19 protein-coding genes are annotated in these 21,022 nt (G+C 66.1%); 6 read left to right on the forward strand and 13 right to left on the reverse strand.

Features of this window, described 5'->3' with window-relative positions:
- Window positions 1–48: 48 nt before the first annotated feature.
- The gene (locus tag ACO07K_RS13690) at window positions 49–921 is read left to right on the forward strand and encodes a LysR substrate-binding domain-containing protein (protein ID WP_422036480.1); all 873 of its coding nucleotides are present in this window, start codon (window positions 49–51) and stop codon (window positions 919–921) included.
- Window positions 922–954: 33 nt separating this feature from the next.
- Here the strand turns inward: ACO07K_RS13690 and ACO07K_RS13695 are convergent, their stop codons facing one another.
- Both ACO07K_RS13695 and ACO07K_RS13700 read right to left on the reverse strand, forming a co-directional pair.
- On the reverse strand, window positions 955–2,145 hold the full coding sequence (locus ACO07K_RS13695) for a CaiB/BaiF CoA transferase family protein (protein ID WP_422036481.1): 1,191 nt from the start codon (window positions 2,143–2,145) through the stop codon (window positions 955–957).
- A gap of 15 nt (window positions 2,146–2,160) precedes the next feature.
- Complete coding sequence (locus ACO07K_RS13700; RefSeq protein ID WP_422036482.1) at window positions 2,161–2,808, reverse strand: hypothetical protein; 648 nt, start codon at window positions 2,806–2,808, stop codon at window positions 2,161–2,163.
- Between the two features lie 192 nt (window positions 2,809–3,000).
- Here ACO07K_RS13700 and tcuA point away from each other — a divergent pair, with 192 nt between their 5' ends.
- A complete protein-coding gene (tcuA, locus tag ACO07K_RS13705) occupies window positions 3,001–4,491 on the forward strand; it encodes an FAD-dependent tricarballylate dehydrogenase TcuA (protein ID WP_422036483.1) in 1,491 nt (496 codons plus the stop codon).
- A gap of 92 nt (window positions 4,492–4,583) precedes the next feature.
- Entirely contained in the window at window positions 4,584–5,561 is a 978-nt protein-coding gene (locus tag ACO07K_RS13710; protein ID WP_422036484.1) for a Bug family tripartite tricarboxylate transporter substrate binding protein, read from the forward strand.
- 14 nt (window positions 5,562–5,575) lie between these two features.
- Here ACO07K_RS13710 and ACO07K_RS13715 read toward each other — a convergent pair whose 3' ends face one another.
- The 11 genes from ACO07K_RS13715 to ACO07K_RS13765 form a co-directional block, all read right to left on the reverse strand.
- Window positions 5,576–5,935: a hypothetical protein gene (locus ACO07K_RS13715; RefSeq protein ID WP_422036485.1), complete on the reverse strand. Its 360-nt coding sequence runs from the start codon at window positions 5,933–5,935 to the stop codon at window positions 5,576–5,578.
- A gap of 18 nt (window positions 5,936–5,953) precedes the next feature.
- Entirely contained in the window at window positions 5,954–6,433 is a 480-nt protein-coding gene (locus tag ACO07K_RS13720; RefSeq protein ID WP_422036486.1) for a hypothetical protein, read from the reverse strand.
- Between the two features lie 32 nt (window positions 6,434–6,465).
- Window positions 6,466–6,732 carry a carboxymuconolactone decarboxylase family protein gene (locus ACO07K_RS13725; protein WP_422036487.1) on the reverse strand — a complete coding sequence of 89 codons (267 nt, stop codon included), beginning with the start codon at window positions 6,730–6,732 and terminating at the stop codon, window positions 6,466–6,468.
- Window positions 6,733–6,777: 45 nt separating this feature from the next.
- A complete protein-coding gene (locus tag ACO07K_RS13730) occupies window positions 6,778–7,020 on the reverse strand; it encodes a hypothetical protein (RefSeq protein ID WP_422036488.1) in 243 nt (80 codons plus the stop codon).
- A gap of 129 nt (window positions 7,021–7,149) precedes the next feature.
- Window positions 7,150–7,545, reverse strand: a complete 396-nt coding sequence (locus tag ACO07K_RS13735) for a hypothetical protein (RefSeq protein ID WP_422036489.1) — start codon at window positions 7,543–7,545, stop codon at window positions 7,150–7,152.
- 92 nt (window positions 7,546–7,637) lie between these two features.
- Window positions 7,638–11,249: a beta strand repeat-containing protein gene (locus ACO07K_RS13740; RefSeq protein WP_422036490.1), complete on the reverse strand. Its 3,612-nt coding sequence runs from the start codon at window positions 11,247–11,249 to the stop codon at window positions 7,638–7,640.
- Between the two features lie 448 nt (window positions 11,250–11,697).
- Window positions 11,698–13,281 carry a phosphoglycerate dehydrogenase gene (serA, locus tag ACO07K_RS13745; RefSeq protein ID WP_422036491.1) on the reverse strand — a complete coding sequence of 528 codons (1,584 nt, stop codon included), beginning with the start codon at window positions 13,279–13,281 and terminating at the stop codon, window positions 11,698–11,700.
- 92 nt (window positions 13,282–13,373) lie between these two features.
- On the reverse strand, window positions 13,374–14,549 hold the full coding sequence (locus tag ACO07K_RS13750; RefSeq protein WP_422036492.1) for a phosphoserine transaminase: 1,176 nt from the start codon (window positions 14,547–14,549) through the stop codon (window positions 13,374–13,376).
- Window positions 14,550–14,653: 104 nt separating this feature from the next.
- Window positions 14,654–16,306, reverse strand: a complete 1,653-nt coding sequence (locus tag ACO07K_RS13755; protein ID WP_422036493.1) for a hypothetical protein — start codon at window positions 16,304–16,306, stop codon at window positions 14,654–14,656.
- A gap of 39 nt (window positions 16,307–16,345) precedes the next feature.
- Complete coding sequence (locus ACO07K_RS13760; RefSeq protein ID WP_422036494.1) at window positions 16,346–17,089, reverse strand: class I SAM-dependent methyltransferase; 744 nt, start codon at window positions 17,087–17,089, stop codon at window positions 16,346–16,348.
- Entirely contained in the window at window positions 17,086–18,027 is a 942-nt protein-coding gene (locus ACO07K_RS13765) for a glycosyltransferase family 2 protein (protein WP_422036495.1), read from the reverse strand. The genes ACO07K_RS13760 and ACO07K_RS13765 overlap by 4 nt, the downstream gene beginning before the upstream one ends.
- Before the next feature lie 131 nt (window positions 18,028–18,158).
- On the opposite strand from ACO07K_RS13765, the gene ACO07K_RS13770 reads away from it, so the two are divergent.
- From ACO07K_RS13770 to ACO07K_RS13780, 3 genes are all read left to right on the forward strand, one after another.
- Window positions 18,159–19,322, forward strand: a complete 1,164-nt coding sequence (locus ACO07K_RS13770; protein WP_422036496.1) for an ATP phosphoribosyltransferase regulatory subunit — start codon at window positions 18,159–18,161, stop codon at window positions 19,320–19,322.
- 117 nt (window positions 19,323–19,439) lie between these two features.
- Window positions 19,440–20,732 carry an adenylosuccinate synthase gene (locus ACO07K_RS13775; RefSeq protein WP_422036497.1) on the forward strand — a complete coding sequence of 431 codons (1,293 nt, stop codon included), beginning with the start codon at window positions 19,440–19,442 and terminating at the stop codon, window positions 20,730–20,732.
- Between the two features lie 2 nt (window positions 20,733–20,734).
- Window positions 20,735–20,995, forward strand: a complete 261-nt coding sequence (locus ACO07K_RS13780) for a hypothetical protein (RefSeq protein ID WP_422012921.1) — start codon at window positions 20,735–20,737, stop codon at window positions 20,993–20,995.
- Window positions 20,996–21,022: the final 27 nt, after the last annotated feature.

The raw sequence follows: 21,022 nt of genomic DNA on the forward strand, positions 1-21,022 counted from the left end.
CCGGAAATTGATAGTTGGCGACTAATTATTCAGGGAAATTGATAAGTCATGGCGCGCCTGCACAACCTCGACGTCGATCTCCTGCGCGCCTTCGTGACGGTTGCCGACCTTGCCAGCTTCACGCGCGCCGCCGAAACACTGCTGCGCCGGCAGTCGACCCTCAGTCTCCAGATCAAGCGCCTCGAGGACGGGCTCGGCAAACGCCTGCTCGACCGCGCGACGCGGCATGTCCGCCTGACCGCCGAGGGCGACGCGCTCCTGCCCCACGCCCGCCAGATGCTCGAGCTGAACGATCGGCTGGTCGCCAGCCTGGCGCAGCCGGCGCTGGCCGGGACCGTGCGCCTGGGCACGCCGGAGGATTTTGCGACCAGCTACCTGCCGCAGGTCCTGGCGCGCTTTGCCCAGGCCTACCCTGCCGTGCAGCTCGAAGTGACATGCGACCTCACGCTCACCCTGGTCGCACGTTTCCGGGAGGGCGCGTTCGACCTCGTGCTGGTCAAGCGCGAGCCGGAACGCTCCAACCGGGGCGTCCGCGTATGGCGCGAGCCGCTGGTGTGGGTGGCTGCCGGTCAACTGGTGCTGCCCGAGGAGGGCCCCCTGCCTCTCGTCGTCTCGCCGCCGCCCTGCGTTTACCGCAAGCGCGCCACGGATAGTCTGAACCGCTCGCGCCGCCGTTGGCGGGTCGCGTACAGCTGCGCCTCCCTGGCCGGCCAGCACGCAGCCGTGAAGGCCGGCCTGGGCGTCACCGTGCTGCCCAAGGACATGGTGCCCCCCGGACTCACCGTGGTCGAACGGCGCTCAATGCTGCCCGATCTGCACGACACCGAGATCGCCCTGCTCGCCGCGCGTGGCCTCAGCGCCCCGGCCCGCCGGCTGCACGATCACATCGTGCGATCACTGGAAGACGTCGGACGAATCTGACGGTGTGTTTTCGAGGCGTGCCTCGTCGCGCGCCTATTTGGGTCCGAGCAGCCCGGCCGTCTTCAGCCCGGCGATGCCCGCCGCGTCGTAACCGACCTCCGCCAGCACCTCGTCATTGTGCTCGCCGATCTCCGGCGGATTGGAGACGAGCGGGGGCCGCCAGCCCATCATCTGGAAGGGCAGCAGCGGCAGACGGGTCTGCACGCCGCCCGACAGGGTGGTCGGCGCCAGCGAACCGTTGGCCAACAGGTGCGGATGATCGAACAGGTCCTGCGGCCGGGCGACCGGCGCGAAGGAGATGTCTGCCTCGAGGCACATCTGCTCGAGCGCGTCCTTGGTATAGGCCTTGAACACCTCGGCGACTTTCGGCACCAGCCACGGCCGCGCTTCGATGCGGAGGTTGTTGGTGGCGAGCTTCGGCTCGGCTGCCAGCTCGGGCTGCTTGAAGAATTCGCAGAAGCGCTTCCACTGACCGTCGCTGGTGATGCCGACGAAGACCTGCAGATCGTCGGCCGTGTTGAAGATCTCGTAGACCGCCCAGGAACTCACCCGTTCCGGCATCGGCGGCGGTGCGATGCCGTTGATCGCCGTGATCGCGAGATGCTGGCCCATCAGGAACACCACCGACTCGAACAGCGCGCTTTCGACCAGACCGCCCTTCCCCGTCCGGTCGCGCTGCTTCAGCGCCAGGACGGTCCCGAAGGCGCCGAACATGCCGCCGACGATATCGATCACCGAGGTTCCGGCGCGCAGCGGCCGACCGCTCGGGCCGGTCATGTAGGCAAGCCCGCCCATCATCTGCACGACCTCGTCGAGCGCCGGGCGCTTCTCGTAGGGCCCCGGCAGGAACCCCTTGAGCGCGCAGTAGACGAGCCGCGGGTTGATCTTCTCGAGATCCGCCGGTGCGAGCTTGCGCTTGGCCATCGAACCCGGCGCGAAGTTCTCGATCAGCACATCGGCTTTCTCGAGCAGCTTCACCAGCGCCTTACGGCCTTCGGGTGAATCCGCATCGAGCGCCAGGCTCTTCTTGTTGCGATTGAAGTAGCCGAAGAACCCGGCGCCGAAGCCGCGCAGCTTGCGCGTACGGTCGCCATCGACCGGCTCGACCTTGATCACTTCGGCCCCGAGATCGGCCAAGATCATGCCGCAGGACGGCCCCAGGATCGTGTGGGTGAGTTCGACGACGCGGACGCCCTTGAGGGGCGGTTCAAACGATGAGGTCATGCCCCTTCAGATACCTCACCCCGCAGGCGCGAGCCACGTGTCGATATCCTTGGTGAGCGGCAGGCCGGCCGCCTCCGCGAGAACCCGATGCCCCATGCCGGCGCCGACCATGAAGGCCTCCTGGTGCGGCAGCGCGTTCGCCTTCAGCATCGAGCGGATGGCCGGCCCGTCATGGCCCCAGCCGACCGCTTCGACCTTGCCGTCGAAGGCCCGGTTGAGGATCGCCAGGAAGCCCTCGCGTTCCTCGTCCGACAGGCCCGGCACGGCCTCGATATCGCCCAGCACGAACAGTCGGCCCCGAAACTTCGCCACCAAGGCGGCGATGGAATTGCGCGGCTCGACGATGATTTCGCGGTTCGGACCTCGGCGCACACGAGCAGCCAGTGACAGCGGCATCACGGCGGCGCTGAGATGGGCGCCCGAATCCATGATCACCGAGGTGAGTTCACGATAGGTGATCCCCAGCCGCTCGGCGCGCTTCAAACGCATCATCGCCACTTCGGGCTTGGGCGTCTTCCAGGCTTTGGCGGCGGCACGGCGCCACACCCAGGCCTCCCACGACATGTCGAAGGTCGGCCCGTTATTGTGCCCGATGCCGGGACGGCGTAGCAGCACCTCGACATTTGCATGCCGGACTGCAAGACGGTCGAAACGATCACCCATTGCGCCTATTCTAGAGCAGTTCGGGCGAAGGTAAAACGCGCTATACGAACGCCAATGACCTCATGCTGAGGAGCGAGCGCAGCGAGCGTCTCGAAGCACGGAACGAGCACCTCGCTCGTCGCCCACCCTTCGAGACGCGGCCCTTCCGGGCCGCTCCTCGGGGTGAGGTCCAGGTCAGGTGAGGAGCGAGGCGTGGACGATTTTCAGGTCGATGTGTTGGTGGTTGGTGCGGGCAATGCCGCGGCGTGCGCGGCCCTGGCGGCGCGTGAGACGGGCGCGTCGGTCGCCATGCTGGAGGCGGCTCCCGAGGCCGAGCGCGGCGGCAACAGCACCTTTACGGCCGGCGCCATGCGCGTGGTTTTCCACGGCGTCGACGACCTGGTGCAGCTCTACGACCTCACCGAGGACGAGAAGCGCGACGTCGATTTCGGCAGCTATACCGCCGACCAGTATCTCGACGACATGGGCCGGGTGACCAACTATCGCTGCGACCCCGAATTGACCGACATCCTGATCGGCCGCTCCTTCGAGACCATGAAGTGGATGCGCTCCAAGGGCGTGCGCTTCCAGCCCTCCTACGGCCGCCAGGCCTTCAAGGTGAACGGCAAGTACAAGTTCTGGGGCGGCCTCGCGGTCGAGGCCTGGGGCGGCGGGCCGGGCCTGGTCGATCTCGAGCACAAGGCGGCCGTCAAGGCCGGCATCCCCATCCACTACGAGACGGCGGCCGTCTCGCTGATCGAGGAGGACGGCGTCGTGCGCGGCGTCATCGCCCGCCACAAGGGCCGCAAGGTGAAGATCGGCGCCAAGGCGGTGGTTCTGGCCTGCGGCGGGTTCGAGAGCAACGCCGAGATGCGCACGCGCTATCTCGGACCGACCTGGGATCTCGCCAAGGTGCGCGGCACCCGCTTCAACACCGGCGCCGGCATCAACATGGCGCTGGCGATCGGGGCCAAGCCGCATGGCAACTGGTCGGGCGGCCATGCCGTCGGCTGGGACATGAACGCGCCGGAGTTCGGCGACCTCGACGTCGGCGACAATTTCCAGAAGCACTCCTACCCGCTCGGCATCATGGTGAACGCCAACGGCCTGCGCTTCGTCGACGAGGGCGCGGATTTCCGCAACTACACCTACGCCAAGTACGGCGCCGTGATCCTGGCCCAGCCGCAGCAGTTTGCCTGGCAGATCTTCGACTCGAAGGTGCTCGACAAGCTGCGCGACGAGTACCGCATCAAACGCATGACCAAGGTCCGCGCCGACACGATCGAGGAACTGGCGAAGAAGCTGGAAGGCGTCGACGAGCAGCAGTTCCTGAAGACCATCAAGGAATGGAATGCCGCCGTCATGACCGAGGTGCCGTTCAACCCGGCGGTCAAGGACGGCCGCGGCACGCGCGGCCTCGCCGTGCCGAAGACGAACTGGGCCAACACGATCGACCAGGGACCGTTCGAGGCCTATGCGGTGACCTGCGGGCTCACCTTCACCTTCGGCGGGCTGAAGATCAGCAACGAGGGCGAGGTCGAGAACACCGACGGTCACGCCATCCCCGGCCTGTTCGCCGCGGGTGAGCTCGTGGGCGGGCTGTTCTATCACAACTACCCCGGCGGCACGGGCCTGGTCTCCGGCGCCGTGCTGGGCAAGCTCGCCGGCGACGGCGCCGGCCGCTACGTCGCGGGGAAGAACTAGGCACCGCTTGCCGGCCGAAAGAATTGGCCGCAAGGTCCCGGCAAACAGAGGTTGCGCGGCGCGGATGACCGCGCGCGCACAGGAGGAAGACCATGTTTCCCATCACCCGCCGCCATGCGCTGGCCCTCGGCGGCTCGTCGCTGCTTCTGCCGTCCGCCGCGCGCGCCCAGGCCAACTGGCCGACCGGCCCGGTCACCTTCGTCGTCGGCTATGCCGCGGGCGGCAGCACGGACATCAATGCCCGCGAACTCGCGCACGTCATGACCCCGGTCATCGGCCAGCAGATCATCATCGACAACAAGGGGGGGGCCGCCGGTTCGATCGGCCTGCGCGCCGTCGCGAACGCCAAGCCTGACGGCCAGACCCTGTTCGTCGCCGTGGGTACCAACGTGATCATCAACCCGCACGTCCAGAAGGGCATGATCGACACCCTCGCCACCCTCGCGCCGGTCTGCCAGATCACGGATTACCAGTACGTCCTCGTCGTGGGTAACTCGGTGCCGGTGAAGAATGCGGCCGAGCTGGTGGCGATGGCCAAGAAGGATCCCGAGAAGCTCACGTTCTCGTCGTCGGGCGTGGGCGGCAACAACCACCTCGCCGGTGCGCTGTTCGCGGAAGCGGCCGGGATCAAGATCACCCACGTGCCTTACAAGGGCACGGGACCGGCGGTGGCCGACGTGATCAGCGGTCAGATCACCATGAACTTCTCGTCGCTGCCGCCCGCGGTTTCCCAGGTGAAGGGCGGCAACCTCAAGGCGCTGGCGGTGACGGGCAACAAGCGCGTCAGTTCCATGCCCGACGTGCCGACCCTGAAGGAACAGGGGATCGACGTCGTCGTCACCAGCTGGCAGGGCCTGTTCGCCCCGGCCAAGACCCCGCCCGACATCCTCGACAAGATCGACAAGGCGACCAAGGAAGCGATGAAGAATCCCAAGTGGCAGGAGGCGCTGGCGCGCGACGGGCTGGAGATGCCGCCCGAACGCACCCGCGCCCAGTTCGCCAAGTTCGTCGGCGAAGAGCACGCCTTCTGGGGCAAGAAACTGCGCGAACTCAACGTCCAGATGGAATAGCGCGCGCAGGCGCCCTACCCCGGCGCTCGTGCCTTAGCCTGCGTGCGGCGCCTCTCTTCGCCCAATGCCCTGAGGCGTTCGACATCCTCAGGCTTCACGCGCCCATAGCGCGGCCGCCAGTCGTCGTCGGACGGCCAGGGCACATCCGACCGCAGGGTGGTCCGCGGCGCGGCGGCATCGCGCAGGAGGTCCAGCGCCTGACCCGCGATCGTGCGTTGCAGGTCCTGCCGCCACGGCGGGCCGCACGGATTGCCCAGCGGGAAATCGGTGAACAGGAAGCGCGGCACGCCGCAATATTCGACGACATCGAGGGCGGAGCCGACGATCACCGTCGGCATTCCGTTGGCTTCGAGATGGCGGGCGACCAAACTCACGGTTTGGTGGCAAACGGGTCAAAGCGGCGAGAGGAGCGCCGCGTCGGCACCGTCGGCGCGCAATCGCGCCAGCACCTGCGGCGCATCGATTTCCATGGTCTTGCGCTGGCTGTACTCGGTGGGCACGCCATGGAAACGCGCTGACACATCGCCGACCAGGCCCTCTGCCGCCCAATGCTGGACGGCCTCGATCGGCAGGAAGCTCGACCGGTCGTCGGTATGGGTCGATTCCTTGTCCCAGGCGAGGTTGTCGGTGAAGAGTCTCGCCGGTGCCCCAGAGATCGCGTCCGACCAGACCTGCCGCGTGCCGGAGGCATCGCGATTGCCGAGGTCGGGCGGACTTGCCGTCGTCACGAGGCCGATCCTCGCCTGGGACAAGGGCTTGGCGAGAGGGGCGAACGGCACCGTGTCGAAGCGCGACCAGACATAGTCGGACGGATAGCCGAGAGCGCGATAGTAGTCCCTCGTGCGATCCATGTAGCGGACGGTCTCGGTCATGGTTTCCTCCGACTTCTGCTGGTGCCGCCAGTCTAGCCGCGTTTGGGCACCATGCAGAAGCCTTGCGCCTCGATGCCGAGGGCGGGATTGAACTTCGAGCGGAAGTTCTCCATCGCGATCGCCGCCGTCAGCTCGACGATTTGCGCCTCGCTGTAGTGCTTCTTCAGGTCATCGACCAGCGCATCGTCGACCTTGCGGTCGGTGTAGGTGATGCGCTCGGCATATTCGAGCGCCAGACGCTCGGCCTCGCTGAAGAGCGTGCTGTCACGCCAAGTCGTGACCTCGGCCAGCTTCTCCATCCCTCCGTCCGTCGTTTCCAGCACACGGCTGGAATTGATGTCGATTCAAAACGGGCAGCCATTGATCGTCGCGACGCGCACGTAAAGAAGCGCCGGCAGGCCTCTGGGCAGAAGGCCCGATTCCTCGATCGACTGCCCCAGCATGCCCGCCGCCCGCAGGATCGGCGGGCAGTGCGCCATGACCTTGGTCGGGTTCAGCAGGCCGCCGAACATCTCGCGCTGCCGGTCGAACGCCGCCTTCAGGATCGGATCGCCGCCATCCTCCTCGATCTCGCTGACACGGGCCATCGCACTCGCCTCCTCGTTGCAGGGCAGAAACACTAGCGTCCGGGTTCGTCGCGGCACGACGGACATCTTCTAATATCGGCATAAGCTGGCCGAAGGCTTGGACCGACGCCACCAGCCAACCGAACCGCCTTAAGGCCGGCGAAGGTCGGGGCGAACGATCAGCCAGAAGGCCAGGGTGGACGCGACCGCGCAGACGAGCACGAACGGCAACAGGAAGGCGAGATTGGCCAGCAGGTTCAGCCAAGCGGAGTCGGCGGCATCGCCTTCGAAGCCCGCCACTCCGGCGAAGAGAGCAACGAACAACGCCCCCAGCGCGAGCCCCAGCAGGAGGTAGGCCCGGAGCCCGTCCCAGCGCCTGCGCCGCATCACAAGGTACGACGGCAGGCCGATCAGGAGCGCGAACGGGTAGGAGATGTATCCGGCGAACGCCGCGTAACCCAGGGTCTGCGCGTCGCCGCCGGCGGCGAGCACCACGCCCGCGAGGATAAGCGCGGGCATCATTGGCGCAACGACGAAGCCCGCCACGGTGCGATTCGCCTTGCCAGGCGCAGACGGCAGCAGCCATCGCCTCCTGGCGCCCGAGCGGGGCGATCCGGTTCGTCCCATCGTCTCTAGCGTCAGACGATCATGAAGTCAGTGTGGTCCAGCGCGACGCCCAGGTTTTGCATCGTTGCGAAGACCACGGCCGCACCGGCACCGGAGCCATCGGCATCGTAGCTCACATTGCCCGTGGCGGTGTTGAAGATGATGCGATCGTTCGCGTCGAGGGCTGCGGCGCCGTTGACGAATGCCCCCGCACCGAGCGCTCCCTCGGCCCCGAGCTGCGTGAAGATCGCATTGTCCAGGTTGAAATGATCCTGGCCATGCACAAAGCCGGAAATCGTCGCAAGGTTGCCCGCACCGATCACCGAGTCGAAGACGAAAGTATCGCCCCCGCCGCTCCCGATCAGCGTGTCCATGCCTCCCCGGCCATTGAACACATCGGTGCCGTTGACGCCGTCGATGACATTGTTCCCGCTGGTCCCGATCAGCGTGTCGTTCCAGAACGTTCCCGCGAGATTCTCGACCGAGACATAGGTATCGCCGGTTGCATCGCCGGTATTGATCGAAGCGTTCTCCAGCGATGCGATCACGCCGGCTCCGCCAGAGACGCTGTATTGATAGTAGGAGACCGTATCGGTCCCGTCGCCGCCGTTGAATACATCTGCACCCGCCCCTCCTTCGAGGAAATCGTCCCCCGAACCACCGATGAGCTGGTCGTTGCCATCGCCGCCGGAAAGCGAGTCGTTGCCGAAGCCTCCGGACAACGTGTTGGCGCCCGCGTTTCCGATCAGGATGTCGTTGAACGACGAGCCGCTCACCCCCTCGATGGATGTGTAGACATCACCCGCCGCCTCGCCCGTGTTGGCCGACGGGTCGAGGAGCGATACCGTCAAAGCGATCGTGGAGTTTCCGTAACCCGCGGTGTCGAATCCTGAACCGCCATCGAGTTTATCGGCGCCACCGCCGCCAAGCAGCCAGTTGTCTCCGCCATTACCGACGAGGATGTCGGCGAACGCCGATCCGGTCAGACCTTCTATCTGGGCGTAGGTGTCGCCCGCAGCCTCGCCAGCATTGATCGCGGCATTGGCCAGCGACGCAGTAACGCCCGTGGTCGCGTTGAAGTAGGACGCGTAGTCAAAGCCGGCACCGCCGTCGATTTGATCGGCCCCCAGATTGCCTTGGAACGTGTTGTCGGACGCGTCACCGACCAAGATATCGTCGAAATTCGACCCCGCAAGAGATTCGATCGAGATATAGGTATCGCCTGCCGCGTCCCCCGTGTTGATGCCAGGGTTGGACAACGACGCCGTGAGGCCCATGGTGGCGGTGGTGTAGCTCGCATAATCGCTGCCGGCACCGCCGTTCAGGACATCGGCGCCAGCGTTGCCACGCAGCGTGTTGGCGCCGGCGTCGCCGACCAGCGTGTCATTGAAGCTGGAGCCCGCAAGTCGCTCGATCGAGATATAGGTGTCGCCGGCTGCCTCGCCAGTGTTCGACGACGGGTTGGCAAGCGATGCGGTGACCCCGGTCGTGGCGTTGACATAGGAGGCGTAGTCTCCACTTCCCGCGCCACCACTCAGGATGTCATTCCCGAGCCCGCCGATCAGTATGTCATCGCCATTGCCGCCGGCCAGTGTATCGTTACCGGCGAGACCGCTCAGCGTATCGCCCGAGTCGCCACCGGAAACTACGTTGTCGAGGTCATTGCCGGTCCCCGAGAAAGGCCCGGTGCCAATGAACCTCAGATTGTTGGCGAATGAGTCGAGCGTATAGCTCGCCATCGTCGTCTCGATCGTGGTGGGAAGGACGGCCAGGACTTCGTCGATGCCCTTGCTGGCCAGGGCAGCGTTCTCGGCAGGCGTCAGCGCCGCGAGGTTTGCCGCGGTGTCCGCCAGGATCACATGATCCGCGAGGGTCAGGGCGACTGTCCCCAAGGCTCGATACTGCGCCACGCTGAGCGTCAGCGCGCCATCAGCCGCATCAATCCGGTCGATGCCCTTCGCCGCGAGCGCCGCGATGGCCGAGGCGGTAAGCGCGCTGATATTTGCACCGCTGTCAGTCAGGCTCACGACATCATTCGCCGTCAGGGCAAGGTCATGCAAGGCGTCGTACTTAGCCACCGTAAGGATCAGTGAACCGCTGATCGCATCGAGGCGGTCGACGCCCTTTGTCCAAAGATCGAGAATCTGGGCTGGTGTCAGATTCGTCAGCTGCAAACCACTGTCTGCCACGACGACCACAGCGGCCTCTCCCAGCGTCATTGCGCGCAGCGCCAGAGCCTGGGCTTTGGTCAGTGTCAGTGCGCCATCGGTCACCTCGAGCCGATCGACGCCCTTCGCCGACAGGCTGCTGAGCTGCGCCGGCGTCAGCGCCCCGATCTCGGCGCCGATGCCCGCGACCGTCACCGTGTCTGCGACTGTCAGTTTCACCGCACCCAACGACTGGATTTGCGACAAAGACCAGGTGAGTGCGTTGTCGGTCACATCGATGCGGTCGACGCCCCTGCCGGCGAGCGCTGCGATATCGGACGCGGACATCGCACCGAGCGCAGCAGCCGTATCCGCGAGCGTCACCGTGTCCTTGGCCGTCAGCTCGATCGTGCCGGCAACGGCGCGATACTGCTCCACGGTCAGGGAAAGCGCATTGTCGGTTGCGTTGATCTTGTCGATACCCGCCGCCGCGGCGGCAGCCAGCTCCGTCGCCGTCAGGGCCGCGAGATTGGCCCCCGTATCGGCGAGGGTCACGACGTCATCGGCCGCGAGGGCGATCGGACCAAGCGCCTGGAGCTTCGCCACGGTGAGCGCCAGCACGTCGTTCGTCGCATCGAGCATGTCGACGCGCTCGGCCATGTCGGCGAGCTGGGCGGGCGTGTAGTGCTGAAGCCGGACGCCGGTGTCAGCCACCGTTACGAAGATATCGCTGGCGACCGAAGTGAATTTGGCGTGCTGCGCCACGTTCATCCGGACGCTGCCGGTGCCCGTTAGAATGAGGGTTTCCACGCCGAACAGGCGGGGGAAGCTTATCGTAAAATCGACATCGCCCGCGGTCTCCAAGTGCAGGACGTCCAAGCCCTGCCCCAAGTTGAACCGATTGACCCCAACGAACTGCTCGACCGACAGTCGGAGTTGGTCGTCGCCCGTCCCGCCAAGGACCCTCAATGTCTCGATATTCTCAGAACTGAACCACGCCCCCGTCGTCACATCCGAAACATCCTGGCTCCCAAGGCTCCTCAGGCTCAACACATCGGAGCCGCCATCGCCATCGAACGTGCCGAAGGCAGTAAAAGCTTCCAGACTCAGGGTAATCGCATCGTCTGAATCCGTACCGACGAAGGCTTCGACGTCGGCGACTAGAGTTGAAGACAGGTCGATCGTCGTCGTGCCGTAGAGGCCGAGCGTGTCGAAACCATCGCCTCCATAGATTCCATACCCATTCGCACTGCCGCCCACATAGAGATAATCGTCATCCTCCCCGCCGAACAACGACTTCGCGCCACCGCCTTCTGCGATCAACGTATCGCTGCCGGTCCCACCGAGCGCCGCACTCGTGCCGCGGCCGTTGATGTGAAGCGTATCGTCCCCGCCATTGCCGTTCAGCGTATCGTTGCCCCCGTTGCCGATTGCCGTGTCGTTGAACTCGGTGCCGTCAAAGGTCTCGTTGGCCGAAGTGCCGATGAAACTCGCCATGCCCAGCTACTCCTGAAGATCACGCCGCACACCAAAACGGCCGCCCCAGGCGGCCGAACGAACTCTGTTCCGGAATTCCGAGCGCCGAGCAGTCGACGGCCATGCCGTCGGGAGAGCTCCTAGCCGAGCCCCTCCAAGTTCCCGCATAAAGAGAATATAAGGCACAAAATTCCCATGCGACGTTCAACGCAAGTAAAGGGGCAATCGGCAGGATTGTAAATCGTAATCTGTTGGCAACTATCCAAAAGGCACGCTGCCGAGCGTCATGTTCCGCACACACGAATATACATGGCGACGGCACATTCCGCCGTCGGCCGGTGCGCGAGAGTCAAAGACTCGTCGATGTATCGGGGAGAAGCTTCGACCGTTCGCCGGGAAGCCTTCTGAGCGGTCGCTCAGGAGCACGGCGAAGGTCCGCCCAGCGGACCTTCGCGTAATCAAACAGCAATCAGAATCCCAGCGCCTTCGCCTGTACCACGCCGTCGATACCGACGATCTTGCCCATCAGGTCATCGGAGATCGGCTGGTCGACCTGGACCAGCGCGATGGCCGATCCGCCCGGCTTGTCGCGGCCGAGATGGAAGGTCGCGATGTTGACCTTGCCCTCGCCCAGCAGCGTGCCCAGCCGGCCGATGAATCCCGGCTTGTCGTCGTTGGTGATGTAGAGCATGTGCGGCGCGAACTCGGCATCGATCTCGATGCCCTTGATCTCGACGATGCGCGGATGCTTGCCGCCAAACAGCGTGCCCGTCACCGAGCGCGTGTACTTCTCCGTCGTGACCGAGAGGCGGATCATCGAATTGTAGTCGGTCTCGCGCTCGTGCTTGACCTCCGCCACCTCGATGCCGCGTTCGCGGGCGATGACCGGCGCATTGACCATGTTGACCGACGTGAGCTGCGGACGCAGCACGCCCATCAGCGCCACCTGCGTCAGCGGCTTGACGTTGAGCCTCGCTACCTGGCCCTCGTATTCGATCGAGACGGCCTTGATGTCGGTGTCGGTGAGCTGGCCCGCGAACGACCCCAACTTCTCGGCCAGGTCGAGATAAGGAGCCAGCTTGGGTGCATCCTCGGCGGAGACATTGGGCATGTTGAGCGAGTTTGTGACCGCGCCGGTCAGCAGATAGTCGGCCATCTGCTCGGCAACCTGCAGGGCCACGTTCTCCTGCGCTTCCACCGTCGACGCGCCAAGATGCGGCGTGCAGACGAGGTTGGGCGCACCGAACAGGACGTTCGACTTGGCCGGCTCCTCGACGAACACGTCGAAGCCCGCGCCCGCGATGTGGCCCGAGACCAGCAGGTCACGCACCGCCAGTTCGTCGACCAGGCCGCCGCGCGCGCAGTTGACGATGCGCACGCCCTTCTTGGTCTTCATCAGGTTGGCGCGGGAGAGGATATTCTTGGTCTGCTCGGTGAGCGGCGTGTGCACCGTGATGAAGTCGGCGCGGGCCAGAACCTGCTCCAAGGTCGCCTTTTCGACGCCCAGCTCGCTCGCGCGCTGGTCGCTCAGGAACGGGTCGTAGGCCACGACGCGCATCTTCAGGCCGATGGCGCGCTCGGCCACGATCGAACCAATGTTGCCACAGCCGATCAGACCCAGCGTCTTGAAGCTGAGCTCGGTGCCCATGAACTTGTTCTTTTCCCACTTACCGGCCTGGGTGCTGGCATTGGCCTCCGGCACCTGGCGGGCAACGGCGAACATCAGCGCGATGGCGTGCTCGGCCGTGGTGATGGCATTGCCGAACGGCGTGTTCATGACGACGACGCCGTGCGAAGTCGCGGCCTTGATGTCGACATTGTCGACGCCAATGCCGGCGCGGCCCACGACCTTGAGCTTCTTGGCCACGGCCAGGACCTCAGCCGTCACCTTGGTGGCCGACCGGATCGCCAGGCCCTCATAGTTGCCGATGATCTCGCGCAGCTCGGCGGGCTTCAGGCCCGGTTTGAAATCGACGTCGCAGCCGCGTTCCGAGAAGATCTCGACGGCGCGCGGAGAAAGCTCGTCGGAGATGAGAACCTTGGGCTTTGCCATTATCAATACTCCTCAAGTCAGGGGAGCGCGCCACTCCAGTGGCGCAATCATGATTCATGAGCGCCACTGGAGTGGCGCGCTCCAATGAGTAATCAGGCGGCTTTGGCGCCGAACTCTTGCTCGATCTCGCCGTAGGCCCAGTCGAGCCACGGCAGCAGCGCTTCGAGATCGGCCTTCTCGACCGTGGCGCCGCACCAGATGCGCAGGCCCGGCGGGGCGTCGCGGTACGAGCCGACGTCGTAGCCCGCCTTCTCGGCCTCGAGCAGGTCGCCCATCTTCTTCGCCGCGGCGGCCTGCTTGTCGGCCGGCAGCGCGGTGAACCACGGCGCCTTGATCACCAGGCACACCGACGTATTGGAGCGGATCGCCTTGTCGGCCGCCAGGAAGGCCGCCCAGGGCCGCTGCTCGACGAACTTTTCGAGCACGCCGAGATTGCCCTCTGAGCGCGCCATCAGGCCCTTGAGCCCGCCGACACCCTCGCCCCACTTCAGGCCGTCGATCGCGTCCTCGATGCAGAGCAGCGACGGCGTGTTGATCGTGTCGCCCTTGAAGATGGCTTCCGAGAACTTGCCGCCCGAGGTCAGGCGGAAGATCTTCGGCATCGGCCATGCCGGCGTGTAGCTCTCGAGCCGCTGGATGGCGCGCGGCGACAACACGAGCATGCCGTGTGCGCCCTCGCCGCCCATGACCTTCTGCCAGGACCAGGTGACGACATCGAGCTTGGCCCACGGCAGGTCCATCGCGAAGACCGCCGAGGTCGCGTCGCAGATCGCGAGGCCCTCGCGGTCGTCGGCGATCCAGTCGCCGTTCGGGACCTTCACGCCTGAGGTCGTGCCGTTCCAGGTGAAGACCACGTCGTGCGTCCAGTCGACCGCCGTCAGGTCGGCGATCTGACCATAGCCCGCCTTCAGCGTGCGGGCGTCCTTGAGCTTGAGCTGCTTGACCACGTCGGTGACCCAGCCCTCGCCGAAGCTTTCCCAGGTCAGCATGTCGACCGGGCGGGCGCCGAGTAGCGACCACAGCGCCATCTCGACCGCACCGGTGTCGGACGCGGGAACGATGGCGATGCGATGATCGGCCGGGATGCCGAGGATCGCGCGCGTGCGGTCGACCGCCTCGACGATCTTCTTCTTGCCGAGCTTCGACCTGTGGGACCGCCCGACGGCGGCATCATTGAGAACTTCCGGTGTCCAACCCGGACGCTTGGCGCAGGGGCCCGAAGAAAAATCGGGACGCGCAGGACGCAGAGACGGCTTCGTCATTGTCATTCTCCCTTACAGAAGAAATGCACTCCGGTGGGGGAGCGTGGCCCGCGGCCGATATACGGGCCGGCGGGTGTGCCGTCAATGAGGAGAGATTGTCGCGCGTCGGCTCAGCGTCGCTGCAACTCGTAGTAGGTTCCCGCGATCGGATCCCGGAACGCCTCCGTTGCATGGAAGTCGTCGTGCAGCATGCGGTAGATCGCATCGCTGCGGCCGGATGCTGCAACGGTGCCGAGATAGGCCGCCAGTACATCGGGCGGCCATGACCACATGTCGGAGACGATGACGCGGTAGCCTCGGTCGAGCGCCAGGTCGATGTCACGCTTCAGCGCTGAAGCGTGTTCCGCGGCCGTCCAGCCGGGATGTCGGATCGCGCCGGCGTTGACGGCGATCCATTTGAACTTCGGATCGGCGGACGGCGCCGGCGGGATCTCGACCTTGTTGTCCCAGTCCCAGGTCCGGCTCCACAGCGCGTACTTCCACGTCGTGATCGGCTCGTAGCCGAAATAGAGGAAGACGCTGGAGGCCGGCGGGAAGCGCTCTTCGAGGCCGGCGGTCGCCGCCAGCCAGCGCGTGTCGTCGCCGCGCCACCTGGCCAGCGCCGAAACGTTCCAGGCGAAGGGCGCGAACGACAGGACCGCCAGCACGATGCCAACACCGCGACGCGAGGGCAGCAGAGCCGCGAGCAGCAACGTCCAGGCCACGGTGAGCCAGGGCATGACGTTGAGCTGCATCTGCGGGTCCTGCGGCTGAGAATAGAAGTTCAGGACCTGCCCTGCTCCCAGTGTGCCGAGGAAGACGATGGCGACGGCGCGCATGCGGGGGTCGTGCCGGCGCGGCCACAACACCACGACGCTCGCAACGAAGACCGCGGCCTGTACGAGGACAGAAAGCGAAAGCGGCATCAGGGCCTCGCGCGCCGAGCGCGGATCGACGAAGCCTCCGACCAGGAGCAGGTAGTTGCCGACGCCGGACAGCATCATCCAGGCCTTGTCCCAGCTCACGCCCGCCCAGCCCGTGGCGACCCCCTTCCCGGTCCACAGGATGTCGTGGAGACCGATGGCGCCATTGTGCCCTTCCCATGAGAGCTGCACGATGCCCGAGGTCGCGAGGATCGACGCGATCAGCACGAGCACATGGCCGAGGCGTTGTCGCATCGGCTCCGGCGCGACCAGCAGCGCCAGCGCGAGCGCTGGCAGGGTCGGGAACATCAGCCGCCATTCGATCAGCCAGCCCAGGGTGAACAGCACCCCGACGAACGCGATGCGTTTCCACGTCGGCCGGTCGAACCAGAGACCTGCCAGCGCCATCGAGGCCAGGACCAACACATAGCCCGGCATGATGTCTTCGCTGATGACCGACAGCAGCAGGACGAAGCCGCAGCCCAGATGGAACACCGACGCCAGCGCCGCCACGATCGCGCTGCCCGAGAGCCGATGCGCGAAGGCGTAGATGACGACCGTGCCGAGGCTCGCCCAGAAGGCATTGAGGTAGGCGAACTGCTTCCAGGGCACACCGCGCAGGATGCCTAAAGTGTCGAGCAACCGGGCGCTGATCCCATAGAGCGGGAAGAACAGATAGTTCGACGGGTCGAGCCGTGCGGTCGACGGGCTCGAGATCCAGGGCTCGGCCTGGATACTCTTGTACATCCCGTTCGAACTGATGATGTGGACGTTCTGCAGCCAGCCGATCAACAGACACAGGGTCGACAGCGACAGCGCGAAGGCAAGCACGAGCTGCCAGGCGGGCGTCGGCCTTGTCACCGGTGCTTGCGACCGACCAGCTTCACGGCCCATCGCACCTCAAGCCGCCTTGCGGGCCGTGACGGCATATTGCGCGCCCATCGGCAGCCATGCCAGCAGGGGATCGATGCCGCGCAGGATTGCCAGCCCGGGCGGCATGAACATCAGGTAGTCTGTGTCGAGGGTATAGCGCGCGGCGTCGAGCAGGCCGTGCCGGACCTCGTCCGCGTCGAGGAGGATGGCGTTGCGGTCGATCGGCGTGCGGGCGGTGACGTAGCGCACCAGCGGATTGCGGGGATTGTGCTCGAAGACGTAGATGCGTCCGCCTGGCTTCAGCACGCGGCCGAGTTCGGCATAGACCGCCGGCCGCTCCGCGATCGGCACGTGATGCAGGACCGCGCTGATCATGACGATGTCGAAGGCTGCGTCGGCGAAAGGCGTGCGGGCGCCCTGCTGCGGGGCAAGGGCGGGCGGTGCACCCAGCACGCGCGGCCAGCGCCGCTCGACCTGCCGCAGCATGCCGGTCGAAATGTCACAGCCGGTGAACTCGCCCTTGCCGCCCAGCCCGATCAGGACGCGCATCAGGCTGCCGACGCCGCAGCCATAATCCAGCACCGACAGCCCGCCGGTCCGCAGAGTCGGTTCCTTGCGCAGCAGCCAGCGCGCCTTCACCGCGATGAACTGATCGGGCGAGCTGCCCATCAGGCGCTTGATGGGATTGTCGAGGCCGCCTTCGTACTCGGCGGCGTAATCGTCGAATTCCGCCGGTTCGCCCGACCAGGATGGCGGATCGGACGCGCTCACTTCGGCCCCCCGCTCGGACCACCGACGATGTCACGGATCATGAACAGCGGCCGGCCCTTGCTCTGGTCATAGAGGCGCCCGAGGTAGGCGCCGATGATGCCCAGCATCAGGAACTGCATCCCGCCCAGCAGACCGACCGCGGCCATCAGGGACGTCCAGCCCGGCAGCGTGTGGCCGTTCCACCAGCCCACGATCGAGTAGAGGAAGAAGCCGAAACCGAGGGCTGCCATGATCCAGCCGATGGTCATGGAGGCCATGAGAGGCACGACCGAGAACGAGGTGATCGCGTCCGCGGCGAAGCGGACCATCTTGGCGATCGGGTACTTACTCTCGCCCGCCACCCGCGCATGACGATCGTACACGAGCGGCACCTGTCGGCCGCCGATCCAGGCCACCATGCCGCGAATGAACCGGTGACGCTCGGGCATGGCGAGCAGCAGGTCGAGCACCCGCCGCGTCACGAGGCGGAAATCGCCGGCATCGGGCGGAATCTGCACGTCGGTCAGGCGGGCGATCAGGCGATAGAAGGCGGCGGCGGTGGCGCGCTTGAACAGGCTCTCACCCTCGCGCTGGCGCCGCTGGCCGTAGACCACGTCGGCCCCTCCCTTGCCGTCAGCACCGTCCATGAGCGCCATCATCTCCGGCAGCAGCTCCGGCGGGTCCTGCAGGTCGGCATCGATGATCAGGATGCGCTCGCCCCGGCACACCGACAGGCCGGCGGTGAGCGCCAGCTGATGACCATGATTGCGCATCAGGCGCACGGCGACGACCCGGGGATCGCGGCCGGCCGCTTCAGCCAGTACATCCCAAGTGCGATCGCGCGAGCCGTCATCGACCAGGACGATCTCGCTGGCGCTCCCCAGTCCGTCCAGGACGGCGCCGACCCGGCGCAGGAACTCGGGCAGCGCGTCCTGCTCGTTGTAACAGGGGGCGACCACGGAAACGGCCGGGCGGGGTGCGGCATTCATAGCGGGGGAGCAATAACCCATGCGCGCCGGGAAAACGAGCCGCCCTTCCCGCCTCTCGCCAGTCTCCCCAAACGCGGCGCAATCGGCTATCAAGCGGCACCATGACATCGAACGACAACGACCATCGCGGCCTGCTGCCGGCAGGCCTCGCCGACCTGCTGCCTCCCGACGCGGCGCGCGAAGCACGCGCCATCGACATCGCCATCGAGCGATTCGCCGCCTTCGGCTACGAGCGGGTGAAGCCGCCGTTGGTCGAATTCGAGGAATCGCTGCTGGGCGGCCCCGGCGCCGCGCTCGCCTCGCAGACCTTCCGCCTCATGGATCCGGTCTCGCAGCGTATGATGGGCGTGCGCCCCGACATGACGGTCCAGGTCGCGCGCATCGCCGTGACGCGGCTGAAGCACGAGCCGCGGCCGCTGCGCCTGTCGTATGGCGGCAACGTCATCCGCGTGCGCGGCAGCGCGCTCAAGCCGGAACGGCAGTTCGCCCAGGTCGGAACAGAATTGATCGGAGTCGACAGTGCCGAGGCCGATGCCGAAGCCGTCCTGCTGGCGGTCGAGACGCTGCGCGCGATCGGCGTTTCCGACCTGACGGTCGATCTCAATTTGCCGACGCTGGTAGCCGCCGTGGCGAACGGCCTGAACCAGCCCGCAGAAGTGCTGAACCGCCTGCGCCGGGCGCTCGATCGCAAGGACGAGGGCGGTATCGTCAAGGCTGCGGACGACGAGAAGGTGGCGGCTCTCTTCGCCGGCCTGCTGCGTGCCGCCGGCCCCGCCGACAAGGGCATCGCTCAGCTGGCGGCGCTGGACCTTCCCGAGGCGGCGGCCGCCGAGGCGGCACGCCTCGCGGAGGTGGTGAAGCTCATCGTCGTGGCCGAGCCCGACCTGCCGCTGACCATCGATCCGGTGGAATATCGCGGTCTCGAGTACCAGACCGGCGTTTCCTTCTCGGTTTTCGCCCTCAAGGGCCGCGAGGAGCTGGCCCGGGGCGGCCGCTATTCCGCGGGATATCCGGAGGATGGCGTGAGCGAACCGGCAACCGGCTTCACCGTCTACATGGATGCCGTGCTGGCCACCTCCGAGCCTCCGCCGGAACGGCCGCGGCTCTATGTCGGGATGGGAACGCGGTGGGACGACGCGGCCCTCTGGCAGGCAAAGGGGTACGCCGTCGTGCGCGCTGTGGTCGCAGCGCCCGAGCCCCGCAAGGAAGCCAAGCGCCTGCGCTGCAGCCACGCGCTGATCGACGGCCAGGCCGTTCCCCTCTGAGGATACCTTTCGCCTCGCTCCGGGCGAGGGGAAGTGCTATCCGACATCACGCCTCTCCGGAACCGGCCCCGGGGAGGCGTTTTCGTGTCTGAAGGGAACCGGCCGAAGGAAAATGAAATGGCCAACGTGGCAGTGATCGGCGCCCAGTGGGGCGACGAAGGCAAGGGCAAGATCGTCGACTGGCTGAGCGAGCGCGCCGAGGTGGTGGTGCGCTTTCAGGGTGGTCACAATGCCGGCCATACGCTGGTCATCGGCAACCAGACCTACAAGCTGGCCCTGCTGCCGTCGGGCGTGGTTCGCCCGGGCAAGCTCTCGATCATCGGCAACGGCGTGGTGATCGACCCCTGGCATTTCCTCGAGGAAGTGAAGAAGGTCACCGAGCAAGGCCTGTCTGTGACCCCGGCCAGCCTGAAGATCGCCAATCATGCCGTACTGATCCTGCCGCTGCACCGCGACCTCGACGGCTGGCGCGAGGATGCGCCCGGCGTCATTCGCGTCGGCACGACGCGCCGCGGCATCGGCCCCGCGTACGAGGACAAGGTCGGCCGTCGCGCCATCCGCGTCGGCGATCTCGGCGAGCCGGACATGCTGCCGCTCAAGGTCAACACGCTGCTGGCCCATCACAATGCCCTGCGCAAGGGACTGGGCCAGCCGCAGATCGATGCCGCCCAGCTGACCGCCGAGCTGCTCGAGTTGGCACCGAAGATCCTGCCCTTCGCGGAAGACGTCTGGGAGCGGCTCGACGGGTTGCGCGCCGCCGGCAAGCGCATCCTGTTCGAGGGCGCGCAGGCCACCATGCTCGACATCGATCACGGCACCTATCCCTACGTCACCTCGTCCAATACGGTGGCGGCGCAGGCGATGATCGGCAGCGGCATGGGCAACGGCTCGGTCGGCTACGTGCTGGGCATCGCCAAGGCCTATACCACCAGGGTCGGCGACGGCCCCTTCCCCACCGAGCTGACCGACGAGACCGGCCAGCGCCTGGGCGATCGCGGCAAGGAGTTTGGCACCAATACGGGGCGCCGGCGCCGCTGCGGCTGGTTCGATGCGGTGATGGTTCGCCAGGCGGTGAAGCTGAACGGCATCGACGGCATCGCGCTCACCAAGCTCGACGTGCTCGACGGCGAGGAAGTCATCAAGGTCTGCGTCGGCTACGAGCTCGACGGCAAGCGCATCGAGCGCTTCCCGTTCACCATGGGCGCACAGGCCAAGCTGAAGCCGATCTGGGAGGAGTTCGAGGGCTGGAGCGAAAGCACACAGGGGGCGCGCTCCTTCGCCGAGCTGCCGGCGACCTGCATCAAGTACGTGCGGCGCGTCGAGGAACTGGTCGGCTGCCCGGTGGCGCTGCTCAGCACCAGTCCGCAGCGTGAGGACACGATCCTGATGACCGATCCGTTCCGCGACTGATCGTGGAACAGCTCAACGAGCTCCTCGCGCGGGCAAATCTCGGTCCCTGGGACAGCTGGAGCATGCAATATCGCGTGCTCGCAGTGGTGGTCGGCCTGCTGGCCGCCTACTGGGTCCTGCAGCTGTTGCTACCGGTCGTGTTCCGCGTCCTGCGGCCCTTCATCTTCCTGGCGGTCATCCTGGCCGCCGTCTGGGCCCTCTTCCCGACCGAGACCTGCTCGATCGAGATCCTGTCGAAGATCCCCAAGCTCTGCGCCCGCTGACGCGAACGCGTCAGCGGGCGCGGCCTC

Origin of the sequence: Reyranella sp. (assembly GCF_965228225.1) — a bacterium.
Classification (GTDB): Bacteria; Pseudomonadota; Alphaproteobacteria; order Reyranellales; family Reyranellaceae; genus Reyranella.